The sequence below is a fragment of the Dyadobacter tibetensis Y620-1 genome, assembly GCF_000566685.1.
GTDB lineage: Bacteria > Bacteroidota > Bacteroidia > Cytophagales > Spirosomataceae > Dyadobacter > Dyadobacter tibetensis.
On record NZ_AZQN01000001.1, the window covers coordinates 165324 to 189795 of the forward strand.

Consider the following 24472-nt stretch of genomic DNA (forward strand, 5'->3'; position numbering starts at 1 on the left):
TTTCGATCGAAATAAATATTTCCCGTCGACCGGCCGGATTACAAAAGTCTTAAAATTAATATGCCCGTGCAAATACAACCCGTCCCTTTGAGGGCTTTCCACTATAAATGCAGGTGCCAGATTCTTCCTTTTGGTCCAAAGGAATACAGCGAATAGTTGCTTTGGTTTCTTCTTTAATTTTTTCCTCCGACTCTGGAGTTCCGTCCCAGTGGGCCAGTATGAAGCCCCCCTTACCATCGAGCAATTCCTTAAATTCTTCATAACTATCCACCGAGGTGGTGTTCTCTTCGCGGAATGCAAGGGCTTTATTGTAAATCGTTTCTTGTATATTATCCAGTAGGTCTGAGATGTAGGACTCAATTCCCTGAAGAGAAACGGTCTCTTTGGTTTTGGTATCACGGCGGGCCACTTCCACCGTATTGTTTTCCAGGTCACGCGCACCTAGGGCGAGCCTTACAGGTACACCCTTCAGTTCGTATTCTGCAAATTTATATCCTGGTTTAAACGCATCATTATCATCAAATTTGACGGAAATGCCGCGCTTTTTTAATTCCTTGGCAATTGGCGCTACTACCTCAGAAATGGCCGCAAGCTGTTCTTCATTTTTGTAGATAGGTACGATCACCACCTGGATAGGCGCTAGCTTGGGCGGTAGAACCAATCCGTTGTCGTCGGAATGAGCCATAATTAGGGCACCCATAAGTCTGGTACTCACTCCCCATGAAGTTCCCCATACATATTCCAATTTTCCTTCTTTGCTCTGAAATTTTACGTCGAATGCGTTGGCGAAATTTTGGCCTAGAAAGTGAGAGGTGCCTGCTTGTAAGGCCTTTCCATCCTGCATAAGAGCTTCGATACAGTAGGTGTCTTCCGCTCCTGCAAATCTTTCATTAGCAGTCTTAACCCCTTTGACAACGGGTAAGGCCATCCATTCCTGAGCAAATGTGGCATAAACTTCTAACATCTGTTTGGTTTCGGCTACCGCTTCGGCAGAGGTAGCATGGGCCGTATGGCCTTCCTGCCATAGAAATTCTGCTGTTCGCAAAAATAATCTTGTGCGCATTTCCCAGCGCACAACATTAGCCCATTGATTGATTAACAGAGGTAGGTCGCGGTACGATTGAATCCAGTTTTTATAGGAGCTCCAGATTACCGTCTCGGAGGTAGGGCGTACAATCAGCTCCTCCTCAAGTTTTGCATCCGGATCTACTATAACTCCTTTGCCGTCAGGGTCATTCTTTAGTCGATAGTGGGTAACTACAGCACATTCTTTGGCAAATCCTTCCACATGTGAGGCTTCCTTGCTCAGGTAGGATTTGGGAATAAATAAAGGAAAATATGCATTAGAATGTCCCGTCTCTTTAAACATATCGTCCAGAGCACGCTGCATTTTTTCCCAGATCGAGTAACCATATGGCTTAATAACCATACAACCCCTTACCGCGGAGTTCTCGGCCAAATCGGCCCGTTTTACTAGTTCATTATACCATTCGGAGTAGTTTTCGCTTCGCTTTGGTAAGGCTTTACTCATGCTTAAGGTGATTAATTTTTGGACTTGATACGGACTTTTAACAGGTTAAAAGCCCTGATCTACTTTTGGGTGCAAAGATAGTTTATTATACCAACTTTGGAATTAATGGACTATTTTTGATGTTAAAATATCATTAAGGGTACAAATTTTTTGTATATTAGTACCGAACTTTTAATCTCACAGCAGCCATGATGATTAATCATAAATTTAAAATATTTTCTTTATTAGCCGTTTTTGGTGCCTGGGGGTGTACTACCAATAATTATGTCTCCCGCTCAGGTGCAGAATACGACGACCTATATGGTGGTAGTTCGGGACCCGTTGCACGATACGAATCGTCTAAAGCCGGTGAAGTATCCCGATATGATAATCCAGATTATGCTCAAAATAGCCCGTCTGGTCAGGAGGGTACGGCCGATTATTACGACGAAAACTATCTTTCATCCCGTAACGTGCAGCGCCGTGTTTCAGATCAGGTAGGTTATAATAGTGGGTATGCCGACGGATACAATCAGGCGACCCGTAATGCCTATCCCTTTATGGGCATGGGTAATTACTGGCCAGGGAGTGGTATAAGCTTTAGGCTAGGCATGGGAGGTTTTGGTTTCCGTCCTTCTTTATCGCTTGGCTATGGCATGGGATATGGCATGGGCTACTCTCCATTTGGTTACCGCAGTATGATGGGGTTCTATGATCCGTTTATGTACGACCCCTTTTATTCTCCCTTCGGATACGGTGGCATGATGGGATACGGAAGTATGCTGGGTTATAGCATGTATGATCGTTACTATGGAGGATATGGCTACGGTATTAGTCCCTGGGCATATAGCCGTCCTGTAGTCGTGGTTAATAATAATTATGAACGGGTAGGAATCAGATCTGCAGGGCCTCGAACCTCTGGGTCAGGTACGAGCAGATATAATAATCAGGCGGTTACCACTTCCCGGACCAATTCGATAGTTAATACGGGTACAAGACGTAGTGCCCGCCAGGGAAGCTCTTCAGTTGACGGATCAGGGACTAGCAGTCGGTCTGCATCCAATGCATCACGGGCCAATACCTATTATGGAACACGCAGCCGGTCGTCCGAGGCGGGCGTTACAAGCGGTACTTCCAGAAGCAGTTTACGTAGTTCGTCCGAAGCGAATACTTATTATTCCCGTCCTCGGTCAACTACTTCTGGTACAAACCCGACCTATAGCAGACCTTCGAGTCGTTCCTATAGCAATCCCTCAGAGACGCCTACCAGGTCATACTCGACCCCTACAAGGAGTAATAGTGTGCCTACTAGAAGTTATAGTACCCCAAGCCGTACTACGGAAACATACAGAGCTCCAGCCAGAGAGAGTTATACCCCCCCAACGAGAACCTATACGGCTCCAACAAGAACCTATAGTGCTCCAAGCCGAAGCTCAAGTACACCTTCCTCTGGTGGGGGGAGCAGTCGTCCATCGTCTCGAGGGCCAAGATGATCTTAATGAGGCTGTTAAGCGCATAAAAGTAAATTAAACCCTGCAAAACGTCATTTTTTTGCAGGGTTTTCGTTTGTATACTAGTAAAATATAACCTTATTCCAGAATAGGCCATGATCAACGTAAATCGATATTTATTTTTATCATTATTAAGTTTGGTTTCTTTAGGTACTCAAGCGCAGTATGCTGGAGAGGCATTTCGATTTTCTGAAAGTAATCAGACCGGTACTGCCCGATTTCAGGGGGTAGGAGGCAATCACGCCGCATTGGGAGGCGATGCCAGCAATATCTATGGAAATCCGGCTGGATTAGGCTTTTACAATCGTTCCGAATTTTCTATCAGTCCGGCAGTGTCTACCCTGAATACGGAGACCGATTATATTGGAACCATGAGGTCCGAAAACAAGGGTAACTTTAATATTGCTCAAGGGAGTCTGATATTTACCAGTCAACCCAGTTTTCAACGCAAGTGGAAAAGATCTTCTTTTGGACTGTCTTTTTCCCGGCAGCAGTCGCTGCACACTCAATTCACTTATGCCGGTATTAATGATAAGAGTTCTTTCCTAGATCGGGTTGTGGAAGATGCCAATGTCAATCAATATTCAATTAAAAACTTAGAGGATGATTTCGATCCCGGATCCAATGGAAGTCTACCCTATGCATACAGTCTGCCAGCAGCTTATTACCAGCTCTACCTGATCAATCCTGAAAATAGCCAGACGACCGTACCCAATACTTGGTCGGCACTTGATGCCAATAGTGCCGTAGATCAACTCGGCGTCTTTAAGTCCGAAGGGGCTAGTACACAGATCAGTTTGGCTTATGCAGGAAACTATGATGATAAATTATATGTAGGGGGAAGTGTAGGTTTGACCAGACTTCGCTATAATTATAATTTTTATCATGACGACCTATATTTGAATAGTCCGGATATAGTTTCCAATACGAAGGTCGATGATTTATCAGTTAAGGGAAATGGCATTAATCTTAACATGGGTATCATCTATAAATTGAATCCATCATTTCAGCTGGGGGGGCAAGTGTCTTCACCAACTTTTAGTTCTGTAAAGGAGACCTTTAACAGTTATCACGGAGCTACTTTCGTGGATGGAATGATAGCTGACGGGGAAGGCAATTTGTTTGAACCAACCTACGACTACGTAGATATGGCTCCTAATGACTTTGTTTATCGGATTACAGGACCCTTTAAGGGTTCGATAGGCGCGACATACCTGGTGAACAGAAGCGGCTTTGTCACTGGAACGATTGAGTACATAGGCTACGCGGGAATGCGTACCAATACAAGTTATATGAATGCAGATCGTAATAATGAATTTCAGTCTAATACAAATTCCGAAATAAAGAATACTTACAGAAATTCTGTGAATGTGCGTCTTGGAGGAGAATATAGGGTGGGCGTATTCAGGGCACGTGCAGGAATTGCCTATTTGGCCGATCCTTACCAAAACCGGAATAATGGAATAAACCGCGAGAAGATTTTTGGATCATTGGGAGTTGGGGTGCGTAAGAGAAGTTTCTTTGCGGATCTTTCAGGTACTGTCGGAAGTTTTAAAACTGCCTTTACGCCATATGAATTGAACAATCCTCAAAATTATTATTCAGCATCAGTTAAGAACACTTCGATGAATTTTCAGTTAACGATGGGAGTATTATTTGGAGAATAACCAAGCTAGCCTTTTAGACAACCCCAATGAGCCTATATATCGGTATACTATTTTCGACCGGCCCTTCTGTAATGAAGGGCCGGCCGTTTGAAATAGGCTATGTATTCTTTTAAACTCCTTCTTCTACAATATATCCTGAGATAATTTCTACCAATTCTGACGTAGAGTACTCAGCTGAAATTTTATAATGTGCCAAGTTATAATCTGGAGACCGTTCGCTTATTTTTTTGTTCAAGACATCCTCCAGGGATTCGGCTCCCGATAATATAGGACGGTCGTCTTTGTTATGTCGTCTTATTCGCTGTGCCAAAACCGAAGCAGGAAGATCAAGGTAAACACTGATTCCTAAATTATTTATGGTTTCCATATTATTATTGAAACAAGGAGTGCCACCTCCTGAGGCTATCACCAACTTTTGATCGGGCCTTAACTTGTTTAAAAGTTCGGTTTCTACCTTCCGAAAATATGCTTCACCATGTTGTGAGAAGATTTCGGTAATTTCCATACCTTGATCTTCCACAATAAGCTGGTCTAGATCCACAAAGTTATAGCCAAGTTTCTGGGCTAACTTTTTGCCTATGGTAGTTTTACCGGAAGACATCATACCCACAAGAATAATATTCTTCATCAATATGTTAGAATTAAAAATGTCACTGTACCAGCTTGGTTACCTCTCCTGCCGAAGGACTGTCATTATAATGCCACTTGCCTCTTACTACTCCATCTTTCAGTAACCATAGGCCTGGATTAGAACGTGATATGGTTTTAAGTACAGTTGCATCAACATAATAATAGGGCGCTTCTAACTGCTGACTTTGTAAGAATCGATCAATCTCGTCACTGCTTCCGGAAGTGAGAATGATAGGTTCAACAGTCGAGGACTTCAGTTCAGAAATCAACTTTTGAATGCCGGGTAGCGCGGCAGTATTAATATCATGAAAGTTTTTTAGAATTATGAATAGTTTTTCCCCTTTAAAAGTCTCCTCTGTAAAATCTCCCTCATCATTCCACACGCGGTAGTCTGTTATTTTTGGTGCGGCATCTTCATTAAGAATGATCATGTCCTTAAATACCAAGGTCGTATCGCTTGGATATTTTTCAAACTTGAAAGTTTCTCCATTTTTTTCGAATATGTATTGATACCGAATTGGTTCTGAAGGTTTCATCTGAGCTGGTATACTAGCCCCTACACGATAGGGCAGCAAATCGATAGGCGGTAAGTGGCGTAATGCATAAAATGCTACTCCCAGCGAACCCAAGGTGGCTAGCATTACTACCATACCGGTTGGTAAGGGTTTGAATTTTTTCCTATAATATACAATGATTAAGATTAATGCTAATAAAAACAGGTCCTTACCGAAGGAGGTCCAGGGAGTTAGCTTGATAGCCGCTCCAAAACATCCGCAATCAGTTACCTTATTAAAATAAGCAGAGTAGAAGGTCAGGAATGTGAAAAATAGAATAATAATCAGCAGCAGCCAGGAGACAGTTTTAGGCTTATAGGCCACCAGAAGTGCTATTCCTAATACGACCTCAGCAACACATAAAAATACGGAGAAATATAAAGCAAAAGGTATAAGGCCTATAAACAAGTCATGGAAGGCAGGTAAATCCGTAGCGAATACCTCAAAATATTCTTCCAATTTATACTGTGTTCCTACGGGATCATTCAGTTTGATGAGCCCCGAGAACACAAATAGTAGACCGACGATTACTCTTGAGATTTGGGCTAGAATCTTCATATTATAGTATGAGGTTGATTTAAAATATTTGAGGCGGTTGCATTGCCGTTTTGTGTGCTTAGCAATTAAGGTTACTTGGAATTTGTAGACAGTCCGTTGGATTGAATCAGGCAAAATACGGAATAGTTAATGATATCCTGGTACCCGGCTGCTATACCTTCTGAAACGATCGTTTGCCCTGCATTGTCTTCAATTTGCTTGATTCGAAGGAGTTTCATTAATATGATGTCGGTCATGGAACTTACCCGCATATCTCTCCAGGCCTCACCATAATCGTGATTTTTGTTGAACAAGAGTTGTTGTACCTCAGCAACCACCTGGTGATAAGCTTCCGAATAGTTGGAGGTGCCCGTAGAGACGGCTTTAGGATCCGTGTTTTCTTTGATCTGTATAAGGGCCATTACGCAATAGTTAATTATACCGATAAATTCGCCGGCTATGTCATCTTCTATCAACTGAAGGCCTTTTTCCTGTATCGTTCGGATGCGCTGCGCTTTGATATAAATCTGATCGGTAAGAGAAGGAAGTCTTAGTATGCGCCATGAAGTACCATAATCCTGATTTTTTTTTATAAAAAGATCTTGGCAATACTGAATGATTTCCTGATATTCCGCTTCTGTGGATTTCACGTCGTGTAATCTGGTTAACTGAATTAATTATGCCGCAAGTTAGTAAAAAAACGCTCAATGTAGGAGGTAGGATATTAGACCTTTCTGTACCCAAGGTAATGGGCATATTAAACCTTACCCCAGATTCTTTTTATGCTGACAGCCGTAAGAGATCTGTTCAGCAAGCCTTAGATGCCGCCGCCCAGATGTGGGAGGAGGGGGCAACATTCCTAGACCTGGGCGCTTATTCGACGAGGCCAGGAGCAGCTGACGTGAGCTTGAATGAAGAAATGGATCGCTTATTACCCATCATAGGACCACTCAATAAATATTTACCCGAATTTATCATATCTATCGATACTTTTCGTTCCGAAGTAGCGAAGAGCGCCATCAGAAGTGGTGGGCACATGATCAACGATATTTCGGGAGGGACGCTTGACGACTCCATGTTTTCGGTGGTAGGGGATCTTCAGGTGCCTTATATACTGATGCATATGCGGGGCACACCTCAAGACATGCAAAGTCATACGGGGTATACCCGGGTGGCCTCTGATGTAGTGCGTGAACTGGTTCCTAAGCTTGACTACCTCAGATCCTTAGGCGTTTCTGACATTATTGTAGATCCAGGATTTGGCTTTGCTAAAGATATAAGTCAGAACTTTGAATTAATGAGAGATCTTGCATTACTAGAATTATTGGATGTGCCTTTGCTAGCGGGTGTCTCCAGGAAGTCGATGGTCTGGAAAACCCTAGGTTGTACAGCGGAAATGGCCTTGAATGGGACGACCGCGTTGCATATGGCTGCACTGGAAAGAGGAACGTCTATACTGAGAGTGCATGATGTGAGAGCCGCTCATGAAGTGATACAACTCTGGACGGCTATTACCAATTAACGGTTTATTTTTTTGTAACTTTGCAGAGTATTTTTATAAATTTTATGCGTATCGGTTTTTTGGATATACACTGGACAGATGTCCTGGATATTTTTTTAGTAACAATTTTACTTTATCAGGTGTACACCCTAGTGCGTGGCAGCATTGCCAGTAGGGTGTTTATGGGGTATTTGTTTGTCTACTTCTTTTACTTGGTGGTTAGAGGGCTGGGCTTGGGGCTGATGACGGCCATTCTGCAATATTTTATGGGGGTAGGGGCAGTGGCACTCATTGTGATATTCCAACAAGAGATTCGTAGGTTCCTATTAATAATAGGTAAGTCTACCATTTATACCAATAGTGGTTTGTTGAAAAAAATCCTGGGAAGTGCGGTTGTTGATGTTAAATCACATAATTTAAAGGAAATAGTCGAAGCATGTAAAGCCATTGCAGCCAGCTTCACGGGAGCTTTGATCGTGATCAATAAGAAGGATGATCTGGGGAAGTACATCGAAACGGGAGATATGCTGGATGCTAAATTGTCTAAGCCCCTGCTCGTTTCCTTATTTAATCAATACAGTGAGTTGCACGACGGAGCGGTCATGATCATTGACGGGCGCCTTAAGGCAGCGCGATGTGTACTACCTGTTGCCGATGGGATTGATATTTCGTCTTCTTTAGGATTTCGACATAGGGCCGGTATAGGTATGAGTGAAGCCACGGATGCGCTGGTGATTATCATTTCGGAGCAAACGGGTAAAATTTCACTGGCTATAGAGGGTGAGCTAATTTCCAACGTGCCTGTTTCGGAGCTCTTCACCAGACTAGAAGAATATCTTTCTTCTGACGTGAAACTCTTGGCAGAATAAAAAAATGAAGAATTTATTAACTTAAATATTTGTCAATTTACCAGCTTATCTCTATTTTTGCAGACAGATTGAGAAAAGACTCATAATATCATTATACAATGGCAAATCATAAATCAGCATTAAAAAGAATCCGTGCGAACGAAACAAAGCGTTTGCGCAACCGGTACCAGCATAAAACTACCCGTTCGTATATCAAAAAACTACGTGATACTACTGACAAAACTGTAGCGATCGAAGTTTACAAGACTGTGGCTAGTATGTTGGATCGTTTGGCAAAGAAGAACATCATTCACAAGAAAAAAGCTTCTAACCAAAAGTCAAAATTGGCTAAGCATGTAAGTACCCTTGCTGTTGCTGCTTAAGAAGTAAAAGCTTATATAGAAAAGCCCTGATGCGTAAGTGTCAGGGCTTTTTCGTGTCTGCATGGATAATTTCTACCCGGCACGTTCCACAGAAATCCTAAGGTGTTCATCTAATTAAACCGGCCAATTCTTCCTATTGGGCATTATTTATAGTATATTGCGTTATCGTGGAAGAAACTTTATGTAGGCCTTTTGGTATTATGGGGTTTCTTTCGGCATGTAAAAAGGCATGGATAATGTCGAATTTTTTAATCTAACTTACTTTAATTTTTATGAAAAAAATCGCCCTATTTGCCGGTTTAATCGCCATGGGTCCGGCAGCAGCCCTTGCCCAGTCTACTATTGATTTCAATGCCAAAGGAATTGTTGTTCTTTCCGATGGAGACATGGAAGCTTCTGCTTTAGTAGATGGTAAATTACTGACCGACATCGCAGCGAAAGATCAACTGACGACCATCAAATTTCCTGTGGTAAGAGGCACTAAAGGAGTGGGAAGTAGTATTATTTCCAATTCTGCCATTGGTTATACTAAGACAATGGCTGTTCCAAGTTTTGGAAGATTAGCCTTTGTTTTGGAAAATAAACTAAAACCTGCCGATGGTACCTCAGAATATAAAGATATACTCTCTGAATTTCCGGTTGGAGAGAAGCTATATGTGGTAGACATCTCTAACCTGGCTGATCCCAAAGCCAAATTCGGCTTTCCGGTAGGAAAAAATCCTACGGCTATTGATATAAATAAAAATGAACTTATCATCTCTACCCAGGACGCTGGTAAAGAGTTAGTATTTATTGAAACTGCTGCCGATGGAAAACCTACCCGATTTCTGAATCTGCCGGCAGCCTTGGATAGCACCACACACATTGTGGACTTAAGCTGGCACCCGTCGGGAGACTTTATCGCTTACACACTTAATAATAATGAGGTGGGTATGTATAAGGTCATTCGGGAAGCCGGTAAATTGAAAAATGTAGACCAGGTAGGTAAGGCCATCAAGGTTGGCGTGAAACCTACTTTCGGGTCTTTCTCAACTGACGGCAAGAATTATTACGTGGTAGATGCTAAAGGAGAGCAAGGGAAATCGACAGAAGCAGGAGAGTTGATGCTGGTGAAATTCTCTATGGATGGCTCTACTGAACACCAGCTGGCAAGCCAAACCGCTGTAGGTGTGAATCCCGGTTCTTTTGCCATTAGTCCTGATGGAAGTATGTTGGTTGTTGTAAATGCAGCCAAAAGCGGTTCTCAATGGACCGAGGCTGGTTCGGGCGTGGGATCTTCCTTGACTTTGTTTAAGATTGGAGCGGACGGAACATTGTCTAAAGTTGCTGACTATCCATTCGAGGGAATTTATCCACGAAGTGTAGCCTTCGATAAAGATGGGTCGAATCTTGCCGTTACCGTCTTCGAGTATCTTGAGTTTGGAACTGGAAATGGAGCGGTTGAATTTTGGACAGTAACCAAAGGAGAGACGCCTTCACTGAAAAAACAAGATGCGAAAGTAAGCCTCGGAAAAGGCGCACACACTGTGCGGGTAATACCTTGATCTAGGGTTAATTTTTTAAGAAATGATTGCACTGGGATCTCTCTTCACGAGGGATCCCTTTTTTGTGCAATCTGCTCTGATACCATCGGCTTCGCTGGATGATTCAGATTGATATTATATTACCCTTGTATTAATGCCTGTATTAACTGCAGTGGAAACCAAGGATTGGAAACCTGTTTTTTTGACTTGAATTATTCGGTGACACAATTGACTTCAGAGCACACCATTGACTGAGATTGATCTTGTGCACAATAAACCTGCGAAAGAGTTGGCCTATAACAGATGAAACCTTAGTATTTTGCTGTAAGAAACATGTTAAATCAGCTTAGATTATGTAGTTTTGCACTTTCGTTCATAAAAAAAGTGATATACAATGCTTACGGTACAAAACGTATCTTTAAGGTACGGTAAAAGGGTTTTATTTGATGAAGTGAATATTAAGTTTGTACCCGGAAACTGTTACGGTGTCATTGGTGCCAACGGAGCCGGGAAATCAACTTTGCTGAAAATTCTGTCGGGGGAGATTGAGCCTCAGACCGGTTCAGTTTCGATGAATCCTGGAGAACGGATGGCATTCCTTAAACAAGATCAATTTGAGTTTGACAGTTATTCGGTAATGGATACTGTGATACTAGGCCACGAAAAGCTCTACAGAATAATGAAAGAGCGGGAGGCCATATATGAAAAAGCTGACTTTACTGATGCTGACGGAGAAAAGGCAGCCGAACTGGAGGCCGAATTTGCCGACCTGAATGGATGGGAAGCAGAGACAGAAGCCGCTCAGCTATTAAGCGGACTCTCTTTGGGAGAAGAGCTTCATGGCACCATGATGGCCGACCTTAACTCTAATGATAAGGTTAGGGTTTTGTTAGCCCAGGCTCTCTTTGGTAACCCAGATGTATTGCTGCTCGATGAGCCTACCAATAACCTGGATGTTGAAACGGTCTTATGGCTGGAGAATTTCCTCGCGGACTTTAAGAATACGGTTATCGTTGTTTCACACGACAGGCACTTTCTGGATGAGGTATGTACACATGTTGTTGACATCGACTTCAACAAGGTACAGATGTTCTCGGGTAATTACTCCTTCTGGTATGAATCTAGCCAGTTGGCTATGAAACAACGCCAGGATGCTAATAAGAAGTCAGAGGAGAAAAAGAAGGAACTAGAGGAATTTATTCGTCGCTTTAGCGCCAATGCTTCTAAGTCAAAACAGGCCACATCGCGTCAGAAGCTATTGGAAAAACTTACGATTGAAGACATAAAACCTTCTTCAAGGAAGTATCCGTACATTGCTTTTAAGTCGGACCGGGAAGTTGGCGACCAGATTCTTGCCGTGGATGGTCTGGCCAAGACTGCCGATGACGGAACGCCGCTATTTAGCAATCTCAGTTTCAACGTAAATAAAGGTGATAAAATAGCCTTTATAAGTAAAAATGTGATGGCTGTCAGTACGCTTTTCGATATCCTTAACGAGGAAGATAAAGCGGATAAGGGGACTTATACATGGGGAGTAACGATCACTAAATCGTATTTCACCAAGGATCCTACATCCTTCTTCGAGGTGGACCTAAATTTGGTAGACTGGCTTCGTCAGTATTCCGAGGAAAAGGATGAAAGCTTTATCCGTGGCTTCTTGGGCCGAATGCTGTTTTCAGGTGAAGAGTCTTTAAAAAAGGCAAGCGTACTCTCAGGAGGTGAGAAAGTACGTTGTATGCTCTCACGGACTATGTTGTCTGGTTCGAACGCGCTGATTATGGATGATCCTACTAACCACTTAGATCTGGAGTCCATTACAGCCTTGAATAATGGTTTAATTGATTTTACAGGCTGCTTACTGTTTTATTCTCACGATCATCAGTTCGTGCATACCGTAGCCAACCGAATCATTGAAATCGGTCCAAAGGGCGTTCTCGATAAGCTGATGACTTACGATGAGTATTTGAAAGATGACTACATCAAGGAGCAAAGGAAGCAACTATACTAGTTTACTAGTTACATTTTGAAAATACAATAAAAGAGGAGCCATCGAGCTCCTCTTTTATCGTATTACTTAATATATTTTTCATATTGTTTGATGACATCGGCAGGAGGGCCGGTCCATACATTGGGCGTATTGCCCACATACCCGATGTCGTCAATGCCTATTTTAGAGGTGTAAAAACCTGAAGCAGTCAAGTTTCGCATTAGGGTAAAAAAGGCTACTCCTTGGCTAAATTGAGGTTTGGCTTTTTCAGGATAAGCGATATCGTCAACGATATTAATCCGTTGTTTGTGGGTCAAGGCCGTAAAGTTTTTTTCGAATCGTTTATTGGATTCTCTGTCCAGCCAGCGCAATCCACCCCGAAGGGGAACCTGATGCTGAGGCATATCTTTGGCAATAAATGCGATGAATTCGGGGACTCCAGCACTGGTAGCACTTCCCGATTTTTCGTCTGCCGGGATGATAATATCGGAAAGAACGGCAATGGTGGCCAGCTCTTCTTTGGTCAGAAATTCCTCCTTCATGAGTCGGGCATCCCGGATCGCTTCCTCCTTGGTACGACCACCAGGAATTACCAAATCCTCATTGGGAAGACTCGGGGAAGAATCCAGCTTACGCTGCTCGGCCAGTCCCACTTGTGGGTTTATAGCTGCTAATCCCAGGGAGCTTAGGGTCAGCGCTCTAAGTGAGTCTCTACGTTTCATAATGTTAGTTAATCGACTTAATGATTATATTTTTTTCTTTTTGACTTGGTCAATAATATAGTCCGAGGCACGCCATGACAAGGCCAGAATGGTCCAGGTAGGATTCTTATCGGCTTGTGAGACGAATGAGCCACCATCTACGACAAAGACATTCTTAGCATCATGAGCCTGTGAGAACTTATTTAGCGCCGATGTCTTTGGATCATTACCCATACGTACGGTTCCAACTTCATGAATAATTCGTCCCGGAGCTTCTAATCCATATTGCGTATCGGCTCCTGGCTTATTACCGTTGGGCACCCCACCTAAGGCATGAATCATTTCTTCAAAGGTTTCCTGCATATGACGGGCCTGCTGTACCTCATAGTCCGACCAGTTATAATTGAATCGCAGAACAGGAATGCCATATTTGTCAACAGTATTGGGATCTATTTCGCAGTAATTATTATAATTCGGTACCGCTTCTCCGCGGCCAGCCATACCGACATGTGCTCCATAGAATCTACGGTAATCGTCCTTTAAGCTTGCGCCATAGCCGCCTGCCGCGCGCATGGAACCATCCGATGTCGGGTATTTACCATTCATTGCTTCTATGCCAGAGCCGAAGCCATAGCTGGGCATTCCCATTCCACCTCCATATTCAATATGGTACCCCCGAGGGAAGTTTAACTTCTTGTTGTCCAGCCACCAAGGGGTGTAAACATGCATGCCACCCGTTCCATCTTCATTATATCTCTTGCGCTCCATAAGATGAGGCAAGAAGGCACTTCTGGAAGCGCCGGTAGAATCGTGAAGATAACGACCAACAACGCCACTGGAGTTGGCTAATCCATTAGGGTGTTTGTCCGATTTTGAGTTTAATAATAAACGGGCGGACTCCCCCGCACTCGCCGCCAGTACCACAGTCTTAGCTTTAATGGTATGTTCGGTTAGCTTTTCACGGTCTACATACGATACACCCGTGGCCAGACCAGTGATCGGATCGGTAAGCACTTCCCGAGCCATGGCATTATTAATCAAGGTAACGTTTCCTGTTTTCAGGGCAGGTATTACCAGTACTGAGCTGGAAGAGAAATCTGCATAAGCCTGACATGCTCTGCTGCACTGTCTACAGTAGAAACAGACTCCTCGTTCGTTATTAATCGGTTTAGTAAGAATGGATAATCGTGATGGAATTACCGGTATGTTCGCCTGTTTTCCGGCTTTCTGAATGAACATCTCGTGAAGTCGGGGAGCGGGTGGAGGAAGGAAGATGCCATCGGGCTCATTATCCATATTCTCCACCGTGCCAAAGACACCTATCAGCTTATCCACTTGATCATAATAGGACTTAACGTCATCGTAACCAATGGGCCAGTCGTCTCCCAGACCGTCTATGCTTTTTCTTTTAAAATCTTTTGGGCCAAATCGCAGGGAGATTCTTCCCCAGTGGTTGGTACGACCTCCTAACATTCTGGATCGAAACCAGTCGAACTGTGTTCCATTTTTACGGGTGTAGGGTTCTCCGTCGATCTCCCAGCCACCCCAAGCCGCATCGAAATCGCCGAAAGGACGGTGGTTACCCGCGCCCCGTCGCGGTGACTCCCAAGGCCATTTGAGTTGAGTGATATATTTAGGGTCGGCAGGGTCAAAATACCCTCCAGCTTCCAGCAAGGCAACTTTGGCCCCAGCCTTCGCCAGCTGATAAGCAGCCATACCTCCACCTGCTCCCGAGCCTACAATGCAGACATCGAAAACAGCTGGTTGTTCTTTTATTTGAAACATAGTCTCGATTTGGGTTAAGAAAAATTAAGAATGAATAAATATATGCACTGTAATCTAAAAGTTGAGGGAAATCAGGAATTATTTAAAATAATTTAAAAACATTCTAAGTGGCCTAACTCTAAATTATGGTCATTTAAATCCTTAAATAGTCCTGCTGGTCGACTATAATACTGGATATTGTCAGAGAAGGGCCCCTGCAAAGGGTAATTGATTTTATTATCTTTACATTTTTATAATCATATTCCCGTGGCAGAAATTAACAGAGATCTGGCGTTGGCCAAAAAGATATTAGACCGAGGCGACCTTGTGGCCATACCCACGGAAACGGTATACGGCCTTGCAGGAAATGCTTTAAATGAACAGGCAATTCTAAAAATATTTGCAACTAAAAACAGGCCAGCTTTCGATCCTCTAATAGTTCATACGCACTGTATGGAAAATGTGGAAGCCTTGGTGCGATCTATACCCGTTGCTGCGCGACGTCTGGCGGAGCAGATCTGGCCTGGCCCGCTTACGCTGTTACTACCCAAAAAATCTCAGGTTCCCGATCTGGCTACTTCAGGTCTGGATACAGTTGCTATTCGTATTCCAGCACATTCCTTAACCTTAGAACTACTACAAAGCCTTGAGTACCCCCTTGCTGCTCCTAGTGCCAACCCATTCGGATATATAAGTCCTACCACACCAGAACATGTGAATCAACAGCTTGGAGACCAGATTGAGTTGATTTTGGACGGGGGAGAGTCCCAAATCGGAATAGAATCAACCATCATAGGATTTGAAGGTCAGCAACCCATCATTTATAGGCTCGGAGGCTATGCCTTAGAAGATATTGAACGCTGTGTGGGGCCGGTAAGCATGTTGCCTCATTCTACTTCTAACCCGCAGGCCCCCGGTATGCTGAAGAGTCATTATGCTCCGAGAAAACCATTTTTTCTCCGATCCCGGGAAAGCCTGAATAAGGGATATAGAGAAGGAGCAGTATATTTATTGTTCTCAGAATATTTACCAGACATAGATCCATCTTGTCAATACCTGCTATCGGAGACCGGAAATATGAATGAGGCCGCTAAAGCACTTTTCTCAGCCCTTAGAAAACTGGACCAAATGCCCATATCCCAGATATTTGCCGAAGAAGTTCCGAATACAGGCTTGGGAAGAGCCATAAACGATCGCTTGCGCAGAGCAGCAGCCGTTTAGTAAACGGGGAGTAAACTGTACGGTTCTCAGGTATAAAAGTGTGTGTGGAAATTCATTAAAAAAACTTCCTCAGTCGATCTTGTGATTGCGGTATACAACCAGCGTATAAACTCTACATTTACCTGCTCCTCGGGTAAGTAGCCTTGGTCTATAAAAACGGCATTCCATTGCCCTCCCTGCGATTTATGGCAGGTAAGCGCATAGGCAAATTTTACTTGTAAGGCGTTGAGGTAGGGGTCTTTTCTAAGGGCCTCCATCCTTTCTTTTCTGGATTTGATATCTATGTAATCTTGCATTACACTGTCGTAAATCTTTCGATTTTCCTCCGATGAAAGGGAAGGGCTAGCGGAATGCAGGGTGTCCAGCATGATCTTAGCTTCGAAAGGAGGCTGTTTCTCATAATCGGTCAATCGCAGTGTCGCATCGGCAAAACGGGTTCCATGCATTTCTTCAATATTTCTTAATTTGAGAAGTTCCACAAAATCACCATTGGCTATAAAACCTGCCGGAGCATCTTCAGAAAGTATACTATAGTTATTTCTTACCACCATTAATCGATCACCGGCATCCACTTCATCTTCCGCAAAATGGATGGTTCTGCGGATATATTCATTATACTGGACGGCTGACTTGTTCGATCGGGTAAGGATGATTACATTTTCTTGGCCGTATTTGTCGTAGGCATAGCGAAGTCCCTCTTCCAGCTTGTCTCCCGTCATTCGATAAAGGTCTTTGAAGCCCTTAGTCTGTATGCTAATCTGAGGCTTATCCATGGTAAGCTGGTTGCGCAGAGCAGTAGCGTTAAATAGAATGCCCGAATGCTCCTCTTGCCGCATTACCTCTCTAAGTTCCTCTTCAAAAACAGACATATAATATGCTTTCTCAAGATAGGGTAGATCCAGAGCCGGACTGAGCTGCTGGCCAACAGGAGGTAGCTGGGCAATGTCCCCAACCAGCATCAATTTATTGCCGGGATTTTCATAAACATACTCTACCAGATCTGCTAGCAGACTCTGACTGCCAAAATCAGCCTCGTCGGTAATCATTGAAGCTTCATCAACGATGAATAAGGTATTGTCATGATAATTTTTTTGACGCTGGAAAACTAAATTCCCTGAATTAGGGTCGGCCGTCTGTTTATAAATTTTCTTGTGAATGGTTAAGGCTATTCTCTCGGCATAACTGGACATCACCTTAGCGGCTCGGCCTGTTGGAGCCAGAAGGACTGCATTAAAGCCATATCCTTTTAGTACTTTTATTAAGGTGCTGATAATGGTGGTTTTTCCGGTACCGGCGTAACCCTTCAAAATAAAACAATCGCGATACCGCTCCAGTCCTGGCTCATCTACCAGGTAATCGTCCATTTTTTTAAAGAAACGGAGTTGACCTTCCGTTGGCCGGAAGGGAAAACGCTGCAAGAGACGTTCGGACGGTAAAGGATCATTCTTTTTCATATCTGCGAAACTACATCTGGATGTGTCATTTTCAAAACGGGAAGGTCAATAAGAAAATATAGCAGGTTGCATTTGGATTATTTGGTCATAAATTAATATATTAGGATGCAATTTATACATAAATCTAACCTACAAGAGTATGCAAGTATTTCAGATCCTAGAAGGTAAGACCATAGATACCATTTATTCGATCGGGGAAAATAATACCGTTTTCGAAGCTTTGGAGCTAATGGCCAATAAGAATATTGGAGCTGTGCTGGTTATGGACGGAGATAAGCTAATCGGCATTTTTTCTGAAAGAGATTATGCTCGTAAGGTAATTTTGCTTGGAAGAGCCTCCCGAGATACCTTAGTAGGAGCTGTGATGACGTCCAAGGTAATAACCGTGGAAACCGATCAGAAAATAGAAGACTGTATGCAAATTATGTCTGATAAACATATACGACACCTTCCTGTTAATAAGGAAGGAAAACTCGTTGGGATTATCTCCATCAATGATATAGTCTCCGCTATAATTAGGGAGCAGAAGGCGCATATTAAATCCTTGGAAAGCTATATTTCTGGAAGCCCCCTTTAAGCATTATTCTTTCATTCATTGCTCATATCACTGCTATCGCTATCTTTGTGGCCCGATGGCGAAGGATCAAGAAGAATACGGTAGTGAGATTACTAGCCGATATGGAAACCATATTCGGGTAAGAGTCAATGGTCTATTACTGGTCGATGACCAACTTTTGTGCGTAGGGCATCAGATGAGTTCCAGTCCCAATCGTTTATTCTGGGCTCCTCCTGGAGGTGGACTGGCATTTGGTGAACGCATGGAAGAAGCCGTTCAGAGGGAGTTTCTTGAAGAAACAGGGCTTTCTGTCTCCGTCGGTGAAATGATATCTGTAACAGAATTTATCAATGATCCCCTCCACGCTGTAGAACTGTTTTTTAAAATTACTAGTCATCACGGTATTTTACAGAAAGGAAAGGATCCTGAGCATGATCGGAAAGATCAGATTATTTGCCAGGTCAAATTTATTCCCGTTTCTGAATTAAACCGAATGCCCCCCGAACAGGCACATGTAGTATTACGGAAATTTAGGTCTTTTGAAGAAAGTGGATCCTGGAAAGGATTTCTTCATCGTTAAGTTTATTTGCAGACCTTATTTTTTAGTTTTTAATAATTAATATGACACATTCAGAAAACCAGATAATAGAGATTATTCCTAGCCTGTTGGCTGGCGACGCTTCCTTTGACATAGAATCCATCCCTTTTAGTACGCTATGCATTGAAGTTGACGAAAGACGTATCCGTTTTTGCATCATTCGTGACGAATCTTTGGAATGTGTTTGGATAGAAGATTATGGGTTCGATAAGGTGTTAAGTTCCCATGAGGTATTTGAAAGACTAAAACGCATTTTTAAAGGCCATCTGCTGTGGTCGTCCAATTCCTGGCTGAATGTACGCATTGCGATTAACTCCCATGCCTTCAGTTTAATTCCTTCTCTGCTATTCGATGAGCAGGGTGTGGAAGACTATCTTAAACTGGCCATGGGCCGTCCTGTAACCGATGATGAAACTGTTTTATGGCACGAAGTTCCTTTAGTTCATGCCCATAATGTTTTTAGTGTTCCCACTTTATGGTACGATTGGATTATCAATCATTTCAGCTCTTCGCATATTAGTTTTTATCATATTACTAGTCCCCTGATTATCGGATCTCTGGTGAGTCATGCTGAAAATGAAGTGCTAAAAATTGTATCTTTATACTTTGAGGCCGATCATTTTACTATGATCATTAGTGATAGCAACCAACTACTTTTTTGCAATCGTTTCAAGTTTCAACATGCTTCTGAGTTAACGTACCTGGTGTTATTTGCATTAAATCAACTCAATATTACTCCTGATGAAGTTCAGCTGATTTATTACGGGGAAATAGCATCCGACTCCGAACTGGTAGTAGAATTAGCTCGATTTATCCCCAATTTATCGATTGGTAGGGGGCCAACCACTCTGAAATATAGCAGACGTTGTGGAGACATTCCAGGTCATCGTTATTTTGGTTTGTTCAATACTTTTCTGGTCTCCTCCTAGTTGGAAATAGATCTGGAATGAGTCTGTCTAAGGTAAGGATGACTTCGTAAATGCATGAAATTATAGCTATAATCGTACTTTATTGTTGGTAAATGAGGTCATTATTGAAATAAATGCCTTTACTTTCGGAAAAAGTTGTCTCCAATAATTCTGGAATCGAATTGTTTATGAAAAAAATTGCATTGTTCCCGGGTTCTTTCGACCCTTTTACAAAGGGTCATGAAGATATAGTTCTTCGTGGTTTACGAATCTTTGACGAGGTAGTCATTGGCATCGGAACCAATTCTACCAAGAAGCGTTATTTTCCATTAGAAGTCATGAAGGAACTGATAGAACGGACCTTTGCAGATTTTCCCAATATAAAAGTCATTGCCTACGACGATCTTACGGCGCATACGGCGAGGATGCTTGATGCTCGGTTCTTATTGAGAGGATTGAGAAATACGACCGATTTCGAATATGAAAATGGTATTTCTCAGGTCAATCGGTATGTATATGAAGAAATAGAAACGGTGTTTTTAATCACTTCTCCCCATCTGGCCCCGATCAGTTCGAGTATAATCCGGGATTTGCATCGTTACGGGCAGCGTGTAGACGACTTCCTTCCTTATTCTTTGAATGAATTGAATGAATTAAATCAGGATCAGTAGTGGTCTTATAATCAAAGAAGCCCTCAAAGTTCAAGGAATCTGCGCTCTGAGGGCTTTCGATTTTAAAGACTATAGGCCTTGCTCACTTCGAATTTGTGTCTTAGCCAAGGCAGAGATTACATAGCGAATAGAGCTATAGGAGTTTACCAATACTGTTTTTGAATCCTTCGGTGTGAGCCACTCCAGTTTTTCGATCTGTTCTTCAGCCTGAGGAGACATGGCTGTATCGTCGGTACAATCCAACAAATACCATTTCGTTTTCTTTAAAATTCTGCAATTATTATAGTGATATGTATGCCAGGTAGTACATATCTTATCTTTGATTAAGGCTTTCACACCAGTTTCTTCCTCAATCTCCCGAACCGCAGCAGATTTACTATTTTCGCCCTTATCGAGTTTGCCTTTGGGTAGGTCCCATTTTTTGCGCCTATACATCAGCAGATATTTATCATCTTTGATGACTACTCCTCCAGCGGCCTTGATGACCTTATACTGTCCTTTAATTTTGTCCTCTAAAATCGATTTTTCACGAGTTGCCATCGTAATGGATAACAAATCTTTAGGGACCTCTTTTTCCATCGCCTCTATGAGCTGAACTGCGACGGATCCCGTAGTGTTTAGGAACAGGACATGACCCGTTAGCATGGAGACGGTGAACTTCGTTAAACGCAAATCGACAATATTGTCGAAATGAGCCGTGTCCTCAGCCGAAAGGCGGCTGGTTCGTACAACTTTGCAGGGGCGGTCGTCAAAAAATATGATCATAGTTGGGTTGCTACATTATAATGCCTTGCAAAATAAGTAAAGAGTTTAGTTTAGACAGCCATAATTATTGATAAATTTGCAGTTGGAATAAATTTATCTTTCTTGGAACTTCTAATAATATTATTTTTGGTTATTCTCAATGGAATATTTTCCATGTCTGAGATAGCACTCGTTTCTTCTCGTAAGTCTAAATTAGAGTCCGCAGCTAAGCATGGCGATGCTTCCGCCCAGGCTGCTCTTAATCTGGCTAATTCTCCCAATCGATTCTTATCTACAGTTCAAATAGGCATTACACTGATAGGCCTTTTGACAGGTATGTACAGTGGTGATAATATCACTTCGGATTTTGAAGCTTTTATTGCGAAGTTTGGCATATTTGAGAAATATAGCCATACCATAGCGGTTGGAGGGGTACTGGTGCTTATCACTTATCTTTCACTCGTATTAGGGGAGCTCGTACCGAAACGCATCGGGATGTCCAAGCCAGAAGCTATTTCTAAGTTCATGGCCCGACCGATGAATATCTTGTCTAAAATTACCGCTCCATTCATTACCCTATTAAGCTTTTCGAGTGATATGATAATTGGGCTGCTTAATATTAAGCAAAGTGAGAGCTCTGTTACTGAAGAAGAAATTAAAAGTCTGATGCAGGAGGGCACCAGCGGCGGCGTTTTCGAGGAAATCGAACAGGAAATTGTACATAATGTATTTCAACTCGGAGATAGGAGGGTGACCTCCTTGATGACCAACAGACAGGAACTGGTTTGGCTGGACATAGAAGATACGGCTCAGGAAAATAAAAACAAGATTTTTGAAAGTCGCCATTCCATTTATCCCGTAGGGAAAGGTTCGATCGATGAAATTTTTGGCTTAGTCTACGTCAAGGATTTGATAGCCACCGATATTGATAAGCAACTGGGAGATCTCGAGTCAATTATGCGAGATCCGGTATATTTGCCAGAAAGCAACCGGGCCTATCAGGCCTTAGAAAAATTTAAGGAAAATCGTGTCTACTTTGGGGTGATCGTCGATGAATATGGTGGCATCCTGGGTGCAGTAACCATGCATGATATCATGGACGCCCTGGTGGGGGACATTTCCGAAGATCTGGAAGAGGATACGGAAATTGTAAAAAGAGAGGACGGATCCTATCTGATTGACGCCCAGCTCCCATTTGACGATTTTATGCATTACTTTAACATCAATGTTCCTGAACAGGAAAAAAGAGAATTCGAAGGTTTTAACACCCTGGGAGGTTTTGTTTTACATGTGTTAGAAAATATACCAGTAACCGGTGAGCAATTCCAATGGAAACATTTTGATTTCGAAGTAGTGGATATGGATCGCAGTCGTATAGATAAGTTGTTGGTAATCAATCATAAAAAAGAAGAATCTGAAGATTAAGATGGCAGAAATGAATAAGGAAGTAGCAAAACAGGTGGCTGGGCATTTGCTACAGGCACAGGCAATTAAGCTCAGCCCGGAAAAACCGTTTGTCTGGAGTTCTGGTTGGAATTCACCCATTTATTGCGATAATCGTGTGGCTCTTTCCTACCCTCAGACCCGTAACTATATTAAAGAGGCCCTTGCAAATGTCGTTAAGGAGCAGTTTGCTGGGGTAGATATCATAGTAGGCGTTGCCACCGGGGGTATTGCTATGGGTGCTCTGGTAGCAGATATTTTGGGTCTTCCCTTTGCTTACGTGCGCCCGGAACCCAAAAAACATGGAATGGGTAATCAGATTGAAGGCCGGATTGAGGCAGGTCAGACGGTGGTGGTGATTGAGGACCTGATCTCTACGGGGGGGAGTTCGCTTAAAGTAGTTGATGTACTGCGGGCTCAGGAAATAAAGGTGGCTGGAATGGCTGCAATATTTACCTATGGATTTGAAGTAGCTGCCAAGCAGTTTTCAGCCAAGGAGGTCGATCTTATCGTATTGAGTAATTATTCGGCATTAATGGAAGCTGCCTTGGGTCAGGGGCTCATTAATAAGGAGCAGGAGGCGCATTTGTCGGCATGGAGATTAAGTCCTGACACCTGGGGTAAGTAAGCCCGTATGGTTAGAATATTCGTTATCAAAAAGGTCAGTGCTTTACAATTAAGCACTGACCTTTTTACTATAATTGCTTTAGAAAATCAGCTTCTATGATTATCCAGTTTTTCAAAAAGTCCTCCGAAAGCCTCTTCCTTTACCCCTTCTGATTTCAAAAATTCGTGAGGGAAGCCGAGTTCAATAGCGCTTGCAAGGTTAAGCCGGTCAATCATTTCCTTGGGAAGTTTAAAATCCAGACAGCCTAGTAAGTCCTTCATTTGAGTGGCACGGGAAGCACCCAGAATAGGGATCATCACCTGATTGCGGTGGCGGGTCCAATTGATAGCCACCTGAGCGGGTGTAACACCCATTTCATCTGCGATGTCCACCACTGTTTGTGCTATCGCTGCGCTTTTTTCATTTCTTCGAGAACTATCGTCTGGCACACGACCCGATTCTCCCCTTAGATATTTCCCGGTAAGAGCCCCACCGCCGATGGCTCCCCAGGGAGTAACGGCCAGATCCAGGGCTTTGGACATAGGCAATAAATCCCTCTCCGGGGTTCTCTGAAGTAGTGAATATTCGAATTGAATGGCCGTAAAGGCATTCCATCCGCGAAGATCGGCAATGGCGTTGCTTTGCGATACAATCCATGCCGGTGTGTCGGAAATGCCAATGTAATGAATGATGCCCCGGGAAATCAGATCGTCGAGGCCACGTAACACCTCTTCAACATGAGTAGTGGTATCCCAGAGATGTACCCATAACAGGTCTATGTACTCCGTATTAAGTCGTTTCAGACTTTCCGTTACCGAACGAAGCATATTTTTTCGATGGTTACCAGCATAGTTCAGGTCTCCATTCCGATCTTTCAGGGTGAATTTAGTTCCTAAAACCCAGTGGTCGCGATCCGCTTCGATAAACTCTCCAATATATTTTTCGGACGTACCCTCGGTATAGCGGTTGGCAGTATCAATAAAATTGCCACCTGCATGGGCGTAATTATCGAATATTTTAAAACTTTCATGCTTGTCAGCTCCCCATCCCCATTCTTTGCCAAAGGTCATGCTACCCAAGCACACCTCAGAAACTCGGAGACCAGAACGGCCTAATAATTGATAGCGCATTGATTTAAGAATTAAGGTTTAATT

23 protein-coding genes are annotated in these 24472 nt (G+C 43.0%); 14 read left to right on the forward strand and 9 right to left on the reverse strand.

Annotated features, from left to right (window positions below):
- Positions 1 to 55: 55 nt before the first annotated feature.
- Entirely contained in the window at positions 56 to 1531 is a 1476-nt protein-coding gene (gene proS / locus X939_RS0100680; protein WP_025761310.1) for a proline--tRNA ligase, read from the reverse strand.
- Positions 1532 to 1719: 188 nt separating this feature from the next.
- Here proS and X939_RS0100685 point away from each other — a divergent pair, with 188 nt between their 5' ends.
- Both X939_RS0100685 and X939_RS0100690 read left to right on the forward strand, forming a co-directional pair.
- Positions 1720 to 3003 (forward strand): hypothetical protein, encoded by a 1284-nt coding sequence (locus X939_RS0100685; protein ID WP_044198142.1) that lies wholly within the window; start codon positions 1720 to 1722, stop codon positions 3001 to 3003.
- 113 nt (positions 3004 to 3116) lie between these two features.
- The gene (locus X939_RS0100690; protein ID WP_025761312.1) at positions 3117 to 4688 is read left to right on the forward strand and encodes a porin family protein; all 1572 of its coding nucleotides are present in this window, start codon (positions 3117 to 3119) and stop codon (positions 4686 to 4688) included.
- 109 nt (positions 4689 to 4797) lie between these two features.
- Here the strand turns inward: X939_RS0100690 and X939_RS0100695 are convergent, their stop codons facing one another.
- From X939_RS0100695 to X939_RS0100705, 3 genes are all read right to left on the reverse strand, one after another.
- Positions 4798 to 5316, reverse strand: a complete 519-nt coding sequence (locus X939_RS0100695) for a shikimate kinase (protein ID WP_025761313.1) — start codon at positions 5314 to 5316, stop codon at positions 4798 to 4800.
- A gap of 22 nt (positions 5317 to 5338) precedes the next feature.
- Positions 5339 to 6430 (reverse strand): BT_3928 family protein, encoded by a 1092-nt coding sequence (locus tag X939_RS0100700; RefSeq protein ID WP_025761314.1) that lies wholly within the window; start codon positions 6428 to 6430, stop codon positions 5339 to 5341.
- A 71-nt stretch (positions 6431 to 6501) separates the two neighbouring features.
- Positions 6502 to 7059, reverse strand: coding sequence for a DUF1599 domain-containing protein (locus tag X939_RS0100705; RefSeq protein ID WP_025761315.1), 558 nt, complete (start codon positions 7057 to 7059; stop codon positions 6502 to 6504).
- 29 nt (positions 7060 to 7088) lie between these two features.
- On the opposite strand from X939_RS0100705, the gene folP reads away from it, so the two are divergent.
- From folP to X939_RS0100730, 5 genes are all read left to right on the forward strand, one after another.
- On the forward strand, positions 7089 to 7931 hold the full coding sequence (gene folP / locus X939_RS0100710) for a dihydropteroate synthase (RefSeq protein ID WP_025761316.1): 843 nt from the start codon (positions 7089 to 7091) through the stop codon (positions 7929 to 7931).
- A 44-nt stretch (positions 7932 to 7975) separates the two neighbouring features.
- A complete protein-coding gene (gene cdaA / locus X939_RS0100715) occupies positions 7976 to 8779 on the forward strand; it encodes a diadenylate cyclase CdaA (RefSeq protein ID WP_025761317.1) in 804 nt (267 codons plus the stop codon).
- Between the two features lie 98 nt (positions 8780 to 8877).
- The gene (gene rpsT, locus X939_RS0100720; protein ID WP_025761318.1) at positions 8878 to 9141 is read left to right on the forward strand and encodes a 30S ribosomal protein S20; all 264 of its coding nucleotides are present in this window, start codon (positions 8878 to 8880) and stop codon (positions 9139 to 9141) included.
- A 272-nt stretch (positions 9142 to 9413) separates the two neighbouring features.
- Positions 9414 to 10685 carry a beta-propeller fold lactonase family protein gene (locus tag X939_RS0100725; protein WP_025761319.1) on the forward strand — a complete coding sequence of 424 codons (1272 nt, stop codon included), beginning with the start codon at positions 9414 to 9416 and terminating at the stop codon, positions 10683 to 10685.
- 373 nt (positions 10686 to 11058) lie between these two features.
- Positions 11059 to 12672, forward strand: coding sequence for an ABC-F family ATP-binding cassette domain-containing protein (locus tag X939_RS0100730; protein ID WP_025761320.1), 1614 nt, complete (start codon positions 11059 to 11061; stop codon positions 12670 to 12672).
- Positions 12673 to 12734: 62 nt separating this feature from the next.
- Here X939_RS0100730 and X939_RS0100735 read toward each other — a convergent pair whose 3' ends face one another.
- Together X939_RS0100735 and X939_RS0100740 are read right to left on the reverse strand one after the other, a co-directional pair.
- The gene (locus X939_RS0100735; RefSeq protein WP_025761321.1) at positions 12735 to 13373 is read right to left on the reverse strand and encodes a gluconate 2-dehydrogenase subunit 3 family protein; all 639 of its coding nucleotides are present in this window, start codon (positions 13371 to 13373) and stop codon (positions 12735 to 12737) included.
- Between the two features lie 24 nt (positions 13374 to 13397).
- A complete protein-coding gene (locus X939_RS0100740) occupies positions 13398 to 15137 on the reverse strand; it encodes a GMC family oxidoreductase (protein ID WP_025761323.1) in 1740 nt (579 codons plus the stop codon).
- A 246-nt stretch (positions 15138 to 15383) separates the two neighbouring features.
- On the opposite strand from X939_RS0100740, the gene X939_RS0100745 reads away from it, so the two are divergent.
- The gene (locus X939_RS0100745; protein WP_025761324.1) at positions 15384 to 16337 is read left to right on the forward strand and encodes an L-threonylcarbamoyladenylate synthase; all 954 of its coding nucleotides are present in this window, start codon (positions 15384 to 15386) and stop codon (positions 16335 to 16337) included.
- Between the two features lie 26 nt (positions 16338 to 16363).
- On the opposite strand, the gene X939_RS0100750 is transcribed toward X939_RS0100745, so the two are convergent.
- Positions 16364 to 17791, reverse strand: a complete 1428-nt coding sequence (locus tag X939_RS0100750; protein WP_025761325.1) for an ATP-dependent DNA helicase — start codon at positions 17789 to 17791, stop codon at positions 16364 to 16366.
- Positions 17792 to 17930: 139 nt separating this feature from the next.
- Between X939_RS0100750 and X939_RS0100755 the strand changes: the two genes are divergently transcribed.
- From X939_RS0100755 to coaD, 4 genes are all read left to right on the forward strand, one after another.
- Positions 17931 to 18368 (forward strand): CBS domain-containing protein, encoded by a 438-nt coding sequence (locus tag X939_RS0100755; protein ID WP_025761326.1) that lies wholly within the window; start codon positions 17931 to 17933, stop codon positions 18366 to 18368.
- A gap of 55 nt (positions 18369 to 18423) precedes the next feature.
- On the forward strand, positions 18424 to 18927 hold the full coding sequence (locus tag X939_RS0100760; RefSeq protein WP_025761327.1) for an NUDIX domain-containing protein: 504 nt from the start codon (positions 18424 to 18426) through the stop codon (positions 18925 to 18927).
- Positions 18928 to 18968: 41 nt separating this feature from the next.
- Positions 18969 to 19874, forward strand: a complete 906-nt coding sequence (locus X939_RS0100765) for a DUF3822 family protein (protein WP_025761329.1) — start codon at positions 18969 to 18971, stop codon at positions 19872 to 19874.
- A 167-nt stretch (positions 19875 to 20041) separates the two neighbouring features.
- Positions 20042 to 20524 (forward strand): pantetheine-phosphate adenylyltransferase, encoded by a 483-nt coding sequence (coaD, locus tag X939_RS0100770; RefSeq protein WP_025761330.1) that lies wholly within the window; start codon positions 20042 to 20044, stop codon positions 20522 to 20524.
- A gap of 69 nt (positions 20525 to 20593) precedes the next feature.
- Here coaD and X939_RS0100775 read toward each other — a convergent pair whose 3' ends face one another.
- Entirely contained in the window at positions 20594 to 21289 is a 696-nt protein-coding gene (locus tag X939_RS0100775; RefSeq protein WP_025761331.1) for an NUDIX hydrolase, read from the reverse strand.
- Positions 21290 to 21391: 102 nt separating this feature from the next.
- Between X939_RS0100775 and X939_RS0100780 the strand changes: the two genes are divergently transcribed.
- Both X939_RS0100780 and pyrE read left to right on the forward strand, forming a co-directional pair.
- Positions 21392 to 22693 carry a hemolysin family protein gene (locus tag X939_RS0100780; RefSeq protein ID WP_084299272.1) on the forward strand — a complete coding sequence of 434 codons (1302 nt, stop codon included), beginning with the start codon at positions 21392 to 21394 and terminating at the stop codon, positions 22691 to 22693.
- A 10-nt stretch (positions 22694 to 22703) separates the two neighbouring features.
- On the forward strand, positions 22704 to 23339 hold the full coding sequence (gene pyrE / locus X939_RS0100785; protein ID WP_025761333.1) for an orotate phosphoribosyltransferase: 636 nt from the start codon (positions 22704 to 22706) through the stop codon (positions 23337 to 23339).
- A gap of 86 nt (positions 23340 to 23425) precedes the next feature.
- Here pyrE and X939_RS0100790 read toward each other — a convergent pair whose 3' ends face one another.
- Complete coding sequence (locus X939_RS0100790) at positions 23426 to 24448, reverse strand: aldo/keto reductase (RefSeq protein WP_025761334.1); 1023 nt, start codon at positions 24446 to 24448, stop codon at positions 23426 to 23428.
- Between the last annotated feature and the right edge of the window lie 24 nt (positions 24449 to 24472).